This is a genomic window from Acinetobacter sp. NRRL B-65365 (genome assembly GCF_001605865.1).
GTDB lineage: Bacteria > Pseudomonadota > Gammaproteobacteria > Pseudomonadales > Moraxellaceae > Acinetobacter > Acinetobacter vivianii.
In genome coordinates this window covers 64,736-77,696 of record NZ_LRPD01000003.1, presented here as the reverse complement: position 1 = coordinate 77,696, position 12,961 = coordinate 64,736, and the positions used below count along the sequence as shown (strand labels likewise).

The following is a 12,961-nucleotide window of genomic DNA, read 5'->3' as shown; positions in this document are numbered from 1 at the left end:
TACAGTCGAATATCATGCTTAAGCTAAATTAGCGATTAAATATGCAGAAATATTGACATTAAAAACCAGTTTTATTGACAATTCACGACGAAAGCCTTTTTCCTTCGTCATGCATTGCCGATAAAAAACATACTTTCTCTTTGATTCTCAGCACTAAGCAACCGCATCATTTTGTTCATCTTCTGCTTGCACTGCTGTGACCAGTTTTGGCTTGTGCTCCACCCACTTGGCAGGAAAGACGGACTCAATCGCTTGTGTCAACATTTTCGACAACGCTGCTGGTAATGGCAGACCCAATGGATTGGCTTCTTTTAAATCTGCTGAAGAAACTACACGGGTTCCCATCACATAATCAAACCACGGTCGGGTCACGCACCAGTTGGCATCCTGATTTGAGTTCATGTGATGATCATAGTGCCAAGGAATTGTTCGTTTGGCCCAATCAGGTTCCAAGTGGGCACGGCGATGGACATAGTAATAATTGCCTGCACTATAAAGCGCTGCCAGAGACATTCCCTTTGAAATGGGATAGAACGCAATACTCGCCACTCCAGCGACCACAGCCAATGACATGATTTCATTACGAGTGCGCCAGTGTTCCACGCCTTCTACATAACAATCATCTGAAAATTGTTGCTTACGCACTTCACGATGATGTGCCCAATGTGATTCCATGCTTTTTGGCACAGGGCTGTAACGTGGCTGACCAGGACGATGTACACCATGTAAAATGTATTTATGTGCAAACCATTCAAATGCATTGGCTACAGCCAAGCCTGCAATAAAACCCTTAATCATGGTTTTCTCCAACTGTTTCCTTATTTTTATTAAAGATATAAATTTTTGTAGGCGAAGTATTGACGATACGATATATTTATATTGACAAAACACGACAGAATAAGAGGCGCACAGGATGTCGCAACTCAAAAACTATACAGGCTCTGTTTTTGGTGGTTTGGGGCATTTACTAAAAGCCTATTGCGAAGCAGAAAATATTTTAATTCCTGAACAATTACAACAAGTTCAAAATCTGGAACGCTTTGATTATGTGATCTGGCGCGATTTGTTGGAAGACCTTAACCGTCTACACCCCAAAGCTGGTTTAGGACTGGATATTGCCGCTTATGTGCAACCTAAACACTTGGGTATTATTGCCTATCTGGCCTTGTCCTGTGAAAATCTGGGTGAAGCTTTAGCGCGTTATCATGATTTCCATCGCCTGATTTATGATGGCAGCCCATTGCTGGTCGAGTTAGGACATCCCTATGGTTCGATTCGCTGGGAAGCTCCTGAACCGCAGCCGACTCAACTGACCGATGAAATTGCCATTGCGCTGATGGTGCAATTTCTGAAACTGTTTATGTCTGGCGACAGCATTCATTTACATGAAGTACATTTCGTCAATCCAGCACCTAAAAATATCAGTATTTATGAGCAGTATTTCCACTGCAAAGTCCGCTTTGACCAGCCTAAAACCCAACTCCTGATTCCTGTCAGCGAAGCATTTAAGCCGTTACGTACGGGTGATCATACCTTGCAGCAATTACTGCTACAGCAAGCCCAAGCCTTGCTGGACAAGCTGCCAAACTCTACACAACTGGATCAGCGTTTACAGCATGCCATTTTGACAGGCCTGCAAAAAAACCAATATCAGCTTGATTTTATCGCAGAAAAACTAGGACTTTCGGTACGTCAATTACAACGCCATTTACAACAACAACGCACTACTTTTCAGGAACGGGTGCAGCAAGTCCGTTTTATGCTGGCAACCGAATATTTAAAAGATCCGCACCTCAGTTTGCAGGAAATTGCGCTATTGCTGTGTTATTCAGAACAAAGCGCTTTTCAGCGTGCTTTTAAAACTTGGACAGGACAAACCCCGCAACAGTGGCGGAACAACAACACTATTTACAATTCTTAATAAAATTACCCATGAACTAACGGTTTCACAACTGACCCTTTTGCTTGCACGTTTTATACAAGAGCCTATATACCTTTGTGAAATAGTTCACATTTTTTTCACTAGGTTGACACATATCCATAATAAATTTTTGGATGCTTGCTTTTTTATTTTTTAAAAACATGTTTGGTGATAACAATGAACAAATATTTAGCAGAATTTCTTGGTACTTTTTGGCTTGTTTTTGGTGGTTGTGGTAGTGCTGTCCTTGCAGCAGCATTTCCAGAACTTGGGATCGGCTTTCTAGGTGTTGCGCTTGCTTTTGGTTTAACTGTTTTAACTGGCGCTTATGCATTTGGTCATATTTCAGGTGGTCACTTTAACCCTGCAGTCAGCGTTGGTTTATGGGTAGGTGGACGTTTTGATGCCAAAGACCTCGTGCCTTATATTATTTCTCAAGTCATTGGTGGTGCGCTTGCCGCGTTCGTTCTGTACATCATCGTACAAGGTCAGGCAGGTTTTGCAGGTACAGGTGGCTTCGCAACCAACGGTTATGGCGAACTTTCTCCAAACCATTTCTCTGTCGCATCTGCATTCCTGATTGAAGTTGTTCTTACTGCGTTCTTCCTGATCGTGATTATGGGTGCAACAGATCGTCGTGCGCCTGCTGGTTTTGCACCAATCGCGATTGGTTTGGCGCTTACGTTAATCCACTTGATCAGTATTCCTGTGACCAACACATCAGTTAACCCTGCTCGTAGTACAGCAGTTGCTTTATTTGCTGAAACTGCTGCACTTAGCCAACTCTGGTTGTTCTGGGTTGCACCAATTATCGGTGCGATTATCGGTGCAGTGATCTACAAGGTCGTAGGCAGCGAGAAAAACTAAGCTCCCAACACACCATAAAAAAACAGCCTTTATCGGCTGTTTTTTTATTTATAAAAATGGATTTTCAATTTCCTGTTCAGGCTGGCGTTCAATTTGCTCAGGCAACTCCTGTTTCTCCAAAGCCGCCACCACATCATTGATAAAGCTTTGTAATACCTTTGCAGTTTTTAAACCTGCCTGATCTTTGGTAATTTGCAGATTGCCATATAAGCTCACGCAATCGACCTGATTTTCTAGTGTCAGATCATAGATTGCTGAAGACTCATCTCCATTTTCAAAAGGCTTAAACATCTTTTCCCCTCATTATTGTTGTCTATAAGACAACATGGGCCAAGCACGATGACTTTGCAAGCGTTTCTTATCGCAACATTTGTAAGAAATACTGCACCAGTGCATTAATGAGCTGATTAATCATTACCTGTTTGGTTTCTTCATCAATTTGCGGGAATTTATTGCCCGTCGCCTCACTGGATTGTGAACTAAATTGACGTTGTTGAGCCTGAATGGCATCGGTCTTGGCTTCTTCCGCACATTGACTTTGCCCGTCCCAATGCGAATAACTAATGTCTTTATTTGGCTTCACTTGTTGTGCAGACAATGGAAGCTGATAGACATTACGCTTCTGCTGTTCGGTTAATTGCGGGAATAAATTAATCCCTAGTTTTTCTTCCAGATAGCAGACACTCACCACTTTGACCTGCAGCGAATTATTGTTCGGGGCATAATATGCACCAATAATCCCCTGCTTTGGTAAATACACCGCTTTATACACGGCCGTCGGGACAATTACCCCTTTACCGATAGTTTTCAGACGTTTGCCTTCAAATACAGGGCCTGTCAGCACATAGGCATCTTTATGCTGTTTGGTCACCATCGAACGCACAGCTTCTTCCAATTTACGCCATACTTCCTGATTATTCTTGGGTGCTTGTGGCACCATATTGGCTAAGGAAAAACTGTCATATTGTGCTGCGGTATTATTCATATCCCCGTTCGGCGCCATATGCCCACGGTCATAACCTGAACCACGATAGTCCGACAATAAAGCACGATGAGCCAGTTGCACACGGGTTTCTTCGTGGAAATTGTCTTCACGTTTGATTTTGATGCTTAAACGTTCAGGCGTGAGGTATTCGGCTGACCATAACGGTGTTTTGGAAATTCCCGAATACATCACATTGAAGTCATTAAAACACAGGGCATAACTGTCTTTTTTTAGACTGTCTTTGCTCAATAATGGCGGGACATCTCGATAGAACTGTTTTAAACAGGCACCATTACTCGACTGAAACGGGATCAATTTAGAAATTTTTTCATTGCCAAACGCAATCGCAAAACTTCCCGTCGCGACCGCAGCCAGCATAATCTTTCCAACATTCTGGCTCAAAAAAGCAAATGGTGTTTTACCCTTTCTGGTTGGTTTCTTCGCCATAACTACATCAAAATCAATATGAACGCGAAGCTTAACAACTCAAAGCCTTGCTGTATATTGAGTTTCAGCCGAGAACGACATTTTATGTCGCAAATCTGTACACTTGCTCAACAGACAATAAAAAAGGCACTTTAGCGTGCCTTTTTTATCAATTTAAACTTAAATTTCGATCTGACTGCCTAGCTCCACCACTCGGTTGGTCGGGATCTGATAGAAGTCACTCACTGGACTGGTATTACGCTGCATCGAGATAAACAGCTTTTCACGCCAAGGTGACATACCATCTCCCACGGTATGTACAATACGATCTCGCGAAATGAAGAAGCTCATTTGCATCATATCGAATTCAAAACCCAGCTGTTTGTAGGCCTGTTCCAGCGCAACTGGAATATTCGGTTGATCCTTGAAGCCATAATAAACATAGATACGATAAAAATGCTCATCCAGCTTTTCCACTTTTAAGCGGTCAGCTTCGGCCACATACGGAATATCCTGCGTATACACCGTCACCATCACATTACGCTCATGCAGCACCTTGTTGTGCTTAATATTATGTAACATCGCATGCGGCACAATATTTGGCGTACCCGTCAGGAAAATCGCTTCACCTGGCACATATTGTGTTTCCTTGCTCATACCAATACTTTTAATAAATAATTCAATCGGTAAAGCATTGGTTTCCATGCGGTTGTAAACAATTTCACGGCCCCGTTTCCAGGTCATTAGAATGGTATACACCACCACACCAATCAGGATTGGCACCCAGCCACCTGATAGAATTTTTAATGAGGTTGAACCCACAAAAATCAGATCAATAATCAGGAAAGGACCTGCAAATAAAGCCACTTTCCACAGAGGCCAGCGCCATACACCATAGGCCAATGTCGAGATCAAAATGGTACCGCAGAGCATAGTCATGGTCACGGCGACACCATAGGCACTCGCCAACTCGGCACTGCTTTCAAACAGTAGAATCAGGATCACCACCGAGATGAACAACACCCAGTTAATGAACGGCAAATAGATCTGCCCTTGCTCTACATCAGAGGTGTGGTGCACGGTGAGACGCGGTAAATAACGTAACTGCATCGCCTGATTGGCCATTGAGAATACGCCCGTAATCACCGCTTGAGAGGCAATCACGGCTGCGGCTGTTGCCAGTCCAATCATCGGGAATAACGCCCAGTCAGGTACCAGTAAATAGAACGGGTTTTCAATCGCCTTGGCATCACGTAACAGCAAAGCGCCTTGTCCTGCATAGTTCAGCAGCAAGCACGGCAATACTACGATGAACCAAGCCAATTTAATCGGCATACGTCCAAAATGCCCCATATCCGCATAGAGCGCCTCACCACCGGTCATGGTCAGGATCACAGCACCCATGGTAATAAAGGCAACTGTCGGCTGGTCATATACAAAATGCAGTGCCCAATAAGGATTAACCATCATCAATACATATGGGGTCTGAATGATGCTCCACAGTCCAATGAGACCAATTGAAGCGAACCATAATAAGGTAATTGGCCCAAAGAATTTCCCCATGGTGGCGGTACCATGTCTTTGCACCAAAAACAAAGCCGTTAAGATACCGAGCGCAATCGGTACCAGCCAGCGATCTAAAGCAGGCGTGACCAGACTCAGGCCTTCAATCGCAGACAGTACCGAAATGGCTGGCGTGATGATCCCGTCACCAAAGAATAGTGATGCACCAATAAAGCCAAGTGCGATCAGAAAGATTTTATTCTTGTTACTGAATACGTTAGAACGCAGGTTCAATGCCAGCAAAGACATAATCCCGCCTTCGCCATTGTTGTCTGCACGCATGATCATCGACACATATTTAAAGCTGATGGTCAGGTTCATACACCAGAAGATCAGCGAAAGAATACCAAGAATTGATCCTTCACTGATATCAACATGTCCCGTGACAAAGCATTGCCGTATTGCATAGAGCGGACTGGTCCCAATGTCTCCAAATACCACCCCTAATGCTGCCAGCGTCATCGCGGGCAATGCGGCTTTTTTTGCAGTACTTTGCATATTATGTCGTCTTCAAACTAGAACGTTATATGGCGCAATCTTATCACTAGCTAAAAAGTTTTTCTGCAAATCTGTTCGACTACAACTTGGCAGCCCGCATTTTTTTGGTTACTATCGCACACCTTGGTGAGGTGTCCGAGTGGCTGAAGGAGCACGCCTGGAAAGTGTGTATACGTTTGCGCGTATCGAGGGTTCGAATCCCTCTCTCACCGCCAGAATTTTTTTAATACTTTTAATCTGCTTGAACTACAAAAATAACTCTGTTAATAAAAATAAAACTTACTTGGATTTTTTAAATACAATTCATAATATTAAATTTTCTATCTGCAACTTATACAATGAATTTTAAGGATCATGAAAGTGGGAAGAAAGCTAATAATCTATATGCTTGATGGTACCCCTACTGGTGCTAAAACCATTGAAATAGGCAATTGGTCAGGCAAAGCCATTTACTCACCTAGAGCATCTTTAAAGGCTTTACTTTCTCGATCTGAATTTGATGTTCCTGGTGTTTATCTATTACGTAGCCAAAGTAAATCACACGATTTTGATGAAAGTATTTATATTGGTGAAGCTGAAGAATTAAGAGCTAGGCTAAAACAACATATCGCAGATCGAGATTTTGATTCTGTAATTTGCTTTTTAAGTAAAGATGAAATGTTAACTAAAGCACATATTAAGTATCTTGAAGCCCGATTAATTACATTAGCCCATACAGCAAATAGTTCTTTTATTGATAACTCTAATCTACCGAAAGGTGCTCGGCTATCAGAAGCAGATATTTCCGATATGGAATATTTTATTGATCAGATCCATCTTATTCTTCCTACAGTTGGATTAAATACACTTGTGGAGGCCACTCCTCACATAAATATTCCTATACAGCCTATAGATAACCAAGTGACTTACTATATTAAGTCTAAATTAATAAAAGCTACAATGATAGAAACTGATGAAGGCTTTATCGTAAAAGCAGGCTCTCAAGCCAGCATAAAAACTTCTCATTCAATTGCTGAAGGTTGGCTCAGAATACGGAAAAAACTTCTTGAAGCAGAAATCTTAAAACAACATGGACAACACCTCATATTCATTGAGGATGCAAGTTTTACTTCACCAAGTGCAGCAGCATCCATTGTTTTAGGTAGACAAGCACCAGGGCCAATATCATGGATTAATGCATCTGGTGAAAGTTATAAACAAGTACAAGCAAACTTGCCTGTAATTGAATAATTTGAAAATTACATGAGTAACTTCAACATATACATGCGTATCAAAAGACAGCAACTCACTTAGAAAAAGCAGAATTCTTTTAGTCTCGCAGATATCCGTTCTCCCCCCATTTTTGCTAATCTATTTCTTTTACTTTTCTACCTTTCACTATGCTCAGTTTATTCGTTTACGGCACTTTAGGCCCAAACCGTCCCAATGCTCACATTATGGAAAATATTGGTGGCACATGGGCAGATGCACATGTATTTGGCACGCTCAAACAACAAGGCTGGGGGGCAGAACTAGGCTTTCCAGGCATTGTACTTGATCAAAGTGACAACAAGGTATCTGGTTTTGTATTCTTCTCAGACAATCTAGAACAACACTGGCAAGCATTAGATGAGTTCGAAGGCGCTGGCTATCAACGTGTGCCTGTCAAAGCGTATTTAAGCACAGGCGAAATACTTGATTCCTTTGTTTATGCGCTGAATAATTAACAGTAAACTGGCGAAAATTCGACGCACTGATGAATTTTCTCCGTTTGCTCATTTTTTCGCTTGTTTTTTTAAGCAGATTCTGTAGAATTCTCGCCACGTTGCCGGCATAGCTCAGTTGGTAGAGCAACTGACTTGTAATCAGTAGGTCCACAGTTCGAATCCGTGTGCCGGCACCATTTCTCTCTTTATTCTCGTTTCTTCCCCATCATTTTCTCAAAATGCGAAATATTCGGATTTAACAGATCCCATTCATTTGCATGACTCACAAAACATTCTGCTTGCGGTTGATACAGATTTGGATCATCCAGCGTTCCTGCACGTATTGAAATCATCTCAGGTACCAGTTCTGGCAAACCAAACATTTGCGAACCACAGTTTGGGCAAAATGCACGGCGGATCGGCTTGCTTGATAAACCCAAAGACTCAAAATATTTGAGCTCACCTTCGATCTTCAATTCAGATTGATGAAAGAAGGCAATCGGTGCATAGGCACTTCCTGTTGCCTTCTGACAGTCACGACAATGACAATTAAAACGATAACGCGGCGCAACCTCCGCCTGATAGCTCACTGCCCCACAGAGGCATGAACCTTTATATTGACTTGGCATATTCTTCTCACTTTTTTACTGCACTGACTTGAATATAACGCACCCATCCATCTTGGTAGAGTTTTCGGCACAACTTGGCAGTCATTTCGATTTTAAACTGGGCAAAATTAAAATTATGCTTTTCAGCTTTTCGCGACTCAATATATTCAGCGAAACCATTCAAGACTGGTTCAGAAAAATCCTGAATTTCTATCGCATCAAAACCATATTGTTCTAAAGTCTGTTCAAGCTGCTGCTGGTCCATTAAATTTTGCCAATTCACATCTGCACTTTTTAATAAGTAATGATATTTCTGTTTTTGTAGATAAGTGCAATTCTGCCAATTCTCTGACCACATCAGTGTGTGAAAAGCGATTCGGCCTTTTGAATTTAAAACTGGGGAAACTGAATTAAGAAATGAATTCAAATCGCTGTGGTAAGCCGCATCTATACACAGCACTGCATCAAATGAATTTAAAAGTTGTAGGGCTTTTAAATTCAAAAAATTTTCACAATGAATTTGAATTTCAGGTAAGTATTCTTGAATGTGTTTGACACACTGAGGCTGAAGTTCAACCGCACTGAGCTGCTGAATTTGATAATGCTGGCGCCAGTGCAATAGGCTTGCACCTTGTCCACAGCCAAGATCTAAAACATGATCTGTTGATTTGAGTTGTAGGGAAGCAGCGATCTGGTCGGCCAGACTTTGGCAAGCCAGCGGATAATCATGATGCTGTCCTTGCCAATATCCTAAATTGCTCCAAGCAAGCGCTGAGTCATCTCCGAGATGCTGTGCATCAATGGCATATTTATGCCCGATCACTTTTTCAATCAGTGCCTGCTTGAGGGAGGTCATATTAATAACCGAGTTCTGGCGCGACCTTCACTTTTGGTTTTAGCCCAACAAATGGTAATGGCGCACCCAAAATTTCAGAAATGTGCATCGCTGAAGTCACCGCCGATTCTAAAATTGGCAAGCCATCACATGACCATGAACCACAATAAAAAACCTTACGATTCTGATCTAAATGACGTTGCTGAATTTGCTTGTTCAATGCAACCGTTTCTGAATCCACCACGGCACGGGTCAATTTCACCTTGGAAATAATTTTCTTCGGATCAATATCAATCACTGGGCACCAAGTCTGGAACACCGCATTTTTACCCACTAAGCTTGGCTCAATCGAGTTAATCCACACGGTAAACTGTTGACGGGTAAATTTACGATCCATCATATAGCTGAGTACAGCCCAGTCCTTACGGCGTTGCGGCATCACGATCGGATCGGTATGAATTACCAGATCGCCTTCTTCAAAACGGAATTTTTTCAGTAAGGCAATATCTTCAGCAAACTGCGGCTGTTTCAGGAATCCTTCAATCGCTGGCGTTGGAGTAGCAATGACCACGCGATCAAACAACTGATGCTCACCCTGATCATTTTCAACCAGTACTTTATCGCCCTGCTCTTCCACTTTCTTCACAGGAGATCCGCTATGGATTTCAATACCATCAATCAGGCGACTCACCAGCGCTGGAGTACCACCTTTCATACGCAATAGGGCTTCGCCTTCGGTCAATTGACGAATAAATTCCAATAACGGTTTCGCAGGCCATTCACCAATGGTCTTTGGATGGCAGGTACAAATGGTATACAGCACAGGCATGACCGTACCATGCCAGAACACTTCCTCAATATGATATTGATTCATGAATTCGGCTAAAGTGATGTCCTGATTGTCTGATTTAAAGAATTGATGCACGGCAGTTTTAAGTTGCAGCATGCCCTTAACCAGACGCCAGCCATATTGCTGAATGCCTTTGCGGTTATTAATAATCGGGAAATTACCAATCCGGCTACGTGAAGTCGTCAACCAAGTATCTGTTCTATCTTCAAACAGCCAACTGCAAGCCATAAATGTGCGTACAGGGAAAGTTTCAATCCCTAAATAACTGGCCAGACTCAGCGTGTTTTGCCACAGCTTTGGATTCATGACACGCAAAGGCGCATCAATAATGCCACCATCAAAGTCAATACTATGACTATCCATGCCTCGACCTGCGAGGGCTTCGAATATCGTTACTTTATGTCCTGCATCATGTAGGATTCTGGCTGAGGCAAGTCCTGCCATTCCACTGCCGATAATTGCAATATCCAAAATTATGTCCCATCAGTTGATGATTTTTCTTGATTATGACTGATAGTTCGCCTAAACACGGTATTAAAAAATACCAGATTCAGCATTTCAGCCCGTGTTTTGTTGAATTTCATTGTTCATTTATTGTTACATTTTATCACAATTCTACTTTTTAACTTAACCCAATGAAAAGATTCAAAATATTACCTTTTAGGCCACAAAAATATACAGAACATTCTTTATTTTTTCATTTTCAGTGCTTTAGGGGCTTTGCAACGCTCAAATTTAGCGCTATTCTTTTTGTATAAGAACGAGAACGAAGTCACATAATAAGCTGAATAATTATAAGTGACAATAAATTAAAAAAATCAATAGAGGACCCTTACAACGAAGGCCGATCACGCTTCAAAGCGTGATCGGCCTTCTTATATAAAACATTGATTTAATGCAGCAATCAAGCTTCCATTTGACCAAATTTACCACTATTGAAATCACGAACGGCTTCTACAATTTCCGCTTGGCTATTCATGACAAAAGGTCCATACCCTTCAATCGGTTCATTCAGTGGCTGGCCAGTCAGAATCAAGAATTTACTGTCTTGTTCAGCCTTGAGACTGAAGTCAATTTCCTCTCGACTGAGTACCACCAAACTTGGCGCTTCAATGCTTTGACTACCATTTAAAGTCACCTGACCAGAGAGCAGAACCAGTAAGGTAGTATGTCCTTCAGTCGCATAAAAGCTATGTTCCTGATCTTTCACCAGAGTACCATCCCAAACATTGACTGGGCTAAAGGTCGTCGCTGCCCCTTCAATATCCTGATATTGACCAGCGATCACACGCATTTCACTGCCTGCATCATCCAGTGCAATGTGCTGAATTTGATCAGCTTCAATTGCCTGATACTTTGCGGGTGTCATTTTTGAATGTGCAGGCAAATTGACCCAAAGCTGTACCATTTCAAACAGGCCACCTTGATGTGCAAATTCAGGTGAATGAAATTCCTGATGCAGAATCCCGCCACCTGCGGTCATCCATTGCACATCTCCAGCTTTGATGGTTCCACCACCGCCGCTTGAGTCTTTATGAGTCACTTCACCTTGATAAGCGATAGTGACCGTTTCAAAACCACGATGAGGATGTGAACCTACGCCATGCTTGGCCGTGGTTGGGTCAAAGCGATAAGGCGCAGCATAATCCAATAACAAAAATGGACTAAGGCTTTGGCCTAAACGGTCATATGAGAACAGGTTATACACTGGGAAACCATCACCGACCCAGTGCATGTGTTTGTTCTGATACACACCAAGAATTTTCTTCATTTGGTTTCTCCTATAGCGTAAAAACACTGCTGTTGAGATTCATTTTACGCCTCAACAATCGCTGCTTATAGCATCGGATTCGCAACACATTATTCTATATATAGGACAGTTTCCTTATAAAAATAGATATCAGTTCACAATCTAAATAATCATCCTATTTTTGATATGGTTTATCTCATTTTTTGAACTTTTTCGGCTGGCAAAATTTGACTAGGATTATTTCAGCACATCACAAAAAGAGCTGATCTTTTTATTTTACTTTTACAACAATTTGAGGATACAACCATGACTAAAGACTATATTCGCTTAGACAAAGACAATGCTGCGGTACTGTTAGTGGATCATCAAACAGGCCTACTTTCATTGGTTCGGGACATCGATCCAGACAAATTTAAAAATAATGTACTGGCGCTGGCAGATGCTGCAAAGTATTTTAATTTACCTACCATTTTAACCACCAGTTTTGAAAATGGACCTAATGGCCCGTTGGTGCCTGAACTCAAAGAGATGTTCCCAGATGCACCTTATATTGCTCGCCCTGGACAAATCAATGCGTGGGACAATGAAGACTTTGTCAAAGCAATCAAAGCCACAGGTAAAAAACAGTTGATTATCGCAGGCGTCGTCACTGAGGTTTGTGTCGCCTTCCCTGCTCTTTCGGCCTTGGCTGAAGGCTTTGAGGTCTTTGTGATTACAGATGCTTCAGGAACATTCAATGCACTCACCCGCGATGCCGCGTGGGACCGCATGTCGCAGGCAGGTGCGCAACTGATGACATGGTTTGGTATGGCCTGCGAACTACATCGTGACTGGCGTAATGATATTGAAGGTTTAGGTGCCTTGTTCTCTAATTATATTCCAGACTATCGTAATTTAATGAATAGCTACGCTCAGAATACAGCTCAAAAATAAAGCTTCACTACATCAGATTAGAATAGTTGATGCTATTCTA

General features: G+C 42.1%; 13 protein-coding genes and 2 tRNA genes. 7 read left to right on the top strand and 8 right to left on the bottom strand.

What is annotated here, in order from left to right:
• Positions 1-153 precede the first annotated feature (153 nt).
• Positions 154-798 (bottom strand): sterol desaturase family protein, encoded by a 645-nt coding sequence (locus AWW72_RS02050; protein WP_062846284.1) that lies wholly within the window; start codon positions 796-798, stop codon positions 154-156.
• A 115-nt stretch (positions 799-913) separates the two neighbouring features.
• On the opposite strand from AWW72_RS02050, the gene AWW72_RS02045 reads away from it, so the two are divergent.
• Entirely contained in the window at positions 914-1,921 is a 1,008-nt protein-coding gene (locus AWW72_RS02045) for an AraC family transcriptional regulator (protein ID WP_062846283.1), read from the top strand.
• A 177-nt stretch (positions 1,922-2,098) separates the two neighbouring features.
• Complete coding sequence (gene aqpZ / locus AWW72_RS02040; protein WP_004776159.1) at positions 2,099-2,788, top strand: aquaporin Z; 690 nt, start codon at positions 2,099-2,101, stop codon at positions 2,786-2,788.
• Between the two features lie 48 nt (positions 2,789-2,836).
• Here the strand turns inward: aqpZ and AWW72_RS02035 are convergent, their stop codons facing one another.
• From AWW72_RS02035 to AWW72_RS02025, 3 genes are all read right to left on the bottom strand, one after another.
• On the bottom strand, positions 2,837-3,079 hold the full coding sequence (locus AWW72_RS02035) for a hypothetical protein (protein ID WP_062846282.1): 243 nt from the start codon (positions 3,077-3,079) through the stop codon (positions 2,837-2,839).
• A gap of 67 nt (positions 3,080-3,146) precedes the next feature.
• Positions 3,147-4,220, bottom strand: coding sequence for a DNA/RNA non-specific endonuclease (locus AWW72_RS02030; RefSeq protein WP_062846281.1), 1,074 nt, complete (start codon positions 4,218-4,220; stop codon positions 3,147-3,149).
• A gap of 159 nt (positions 4,221-4,379) precedes the next feature.
• Complete coding sequence (locus AWW72_RS02025) at positions 4,380-6,260, bottom strand: potassium transporter Kup (protein ID WP_005260085.1); 1,881 nt, start codon at positions 6,258-6,260, stop codon at positions 4,380-4,382.
• A 125-nt stretch (positions 6,261-6,385) separates the two neighbouring features.
• On the opposite strand from AWW72_RS02025, the gene AWW72_RS02020 reads away from it, so the two are divergent.
• The 4 genes from AWW72_RS02020 (at position 6,386) to AWW72_RS02005 (ending at position 8,142) form a co-directional block, all read left to right on the top strand.
• Positions 6,386-6,475 (top strand) — tRNA-Ser (locus AWW72_RS02020).
• A 139-nt stretch (positions 6,476-6,614) separates the two neighbouring features.
• Positions 6,615-7,490: a GIY-YIG nuclease family protein gene (locus AWW72_RS02015; protein ID WP_212815486.1), complete on the top strand. Its 876-nt coding sequence runs from the start codon at positions 6,615-6,617 to the stop codon at positions 7,488-7,490.
• A 149-nt stretch (positions 7,491-7,639) separates the two neighbouring features.
• Entirely contained in the window at positions 7,640-7,966 is a 327-nt protein-coding gene (locus AWW72_RS02010; RefSeq protein ID WP_062846280.1) for a gamma-glutamylcyclotransferase family protein, read from the top strand.
• Between the two features lie 100 nt (positions 7,967-8,066).
• A tRNA-Thr gene (locus tag AWW72_RS02005) sits at positions 8,067-8,142 on the top strand.
• Positions 8,143-8,151: 9 nt separating this feature from the next.
• Here the strand turns inward: AWW72_RS02005 and AWW72_RS02000 are convergent.
• The 4 genes from AWW72_RS02000 to AWW72_RS01985 form a co-directional block, all read right to left on the bottom strand.
• Positions 8,152-8,574 (bottom strand): GFA family protein, encoded by a 423-nt coding sequence (locus AWW72_RS02000; protein ID WP_062846279.1) that lies wholly within the window; start codon positions 8,572-8,574, stop codon positions 8,152-8,154.
• A gap of 7 nt (positions 8,575-8,581) precedes the next feature.
• Positions 8,582-9,409, bottom strand: a complete 828-nt coding sequence (locus AWW72_RS01995) for an SAM-dependent methyltransferase (protein WP_062846278.1) — start codon at positions 9,407-9,409, stop codon at positions 8,582-8,584.
• A 1-nt stretch (position 9,410) separates the two neighbouring features.
• Entirely contained in the window at positions 9,411-10,709 is a 1,299-nt protein-coding gene (locus AWW72_RS01990) for an FAD-dependent oxidoreductase (protein WP_004776180.1), read from the bottom strand.
• Between the two features lie 433 nt (positions 10,710-11,142).
• Complete coding sequence (locus AWW72_RS01985; RefSeq protein ID WP_062846277.1) at positions 11,143-12,009, bottom strand: pirin family protein; 867 nt, start codon at positions 12,007-12,009, stop codon at positions 11,143-11,145.
• 285 nt (positions 12,010-12,294) lie between these two features.
• Between AWW72_RS01985 and ycaC the strand changes: the two genes are divergently transcribed.
• Entirely contained in the window at positions 12,295-12,921 is a 627-nt protein-coding gene (gene ycaC, locus AWW72_RS01980) for an isochorismate family cysteine hydrolase YcaC (protein ID WP_062846276.1), read from the top strand.
• The last annotated feature ends 40 nt before the right edge of the window (positions 12,922-12,961 follow it).

Coding starts and splice junctions, on each gene's coding strand:
- aqpZ (WP_004776159.1), top strand. CDS start 2,099: ATGAACAAATATTTAGCAGAATTTCTTGGTACTTTTTGGCTTGTTTTT.
- AWW72_RS02010 (WP_062846280.1), top strand. CDS start 7,640: ATGCTCAGTTTATTCGTTTACGGCACTTTAGGCCCAAACCGTCCCAAT.
- AWW72_RS02030 (WP_062846281.1), bottom strand. CDS start 4,220: ATGGCGAAGAAACCAACCAGAAAGGGTAAAACACCATTTGCTTTTTTG.
- AWW72_RS01985 (WP_062846277.1), bottom strand. CDS start 12,009: ATGAAGAAAATTCTTGGTGTGTATCAGAACAAACACATGCACTGGGTC.
- ycaC (WP_062846276.1), top strand. CDS start 12,295: ATGACTAAAGACTATATTCGCTTAGACAAAGACAATGCTGCGGTACTG.
- AWW72_RS01995 (WP_062846278.1), bottom strand. CDS start 9,409: ATGACCTCCCTCAAGCAGGCACTGATTGAAAAAGTGATCGGGCATAAA.
- AWW72_RS02035 (WP_062846282.1), bottom strand. CDS start 3,079: ATGTTTAAGCCTTTTGAAAATGGAGATGAGTCTTCAGCAATCTATGAT.
- AWW72_RS02025 (WP_005260085.1), bottom strand. CDS start 6,260: ATGCAAAGTACTGCAAAAAAAGCCGCATTGCCCGCGATGACGCTGGCA.
- AWW72_RS02050 (WP_062846284.1), bottom strand. CDS start 798: ATGATTAAGGGTTTTATTGCAGGCTTGGCTGTAGCCAATGCATTTGAA.
- AWW72_RS02045 (WP_062846283.1), top strand. CDS start 914: ATGTCGCAACTCAAAAACTATACAGGCTCTGTTTTTGGTGGTTTGGGG.
- AWW72_RS02015 (WP_212815486.1), top strand. CDS start 6,615: ATGAAAGTGGGAAGAAAGCTAATAATCTATATGCTTGATGGTACCCCT.
- AWW72_RS02000 (WP_062846279.1), bottom strand. CDS start 8,574: ATGCCAAGTCAATATAAAGGTTCATGCCTCTGTGGGGCAGTGAGCTAT.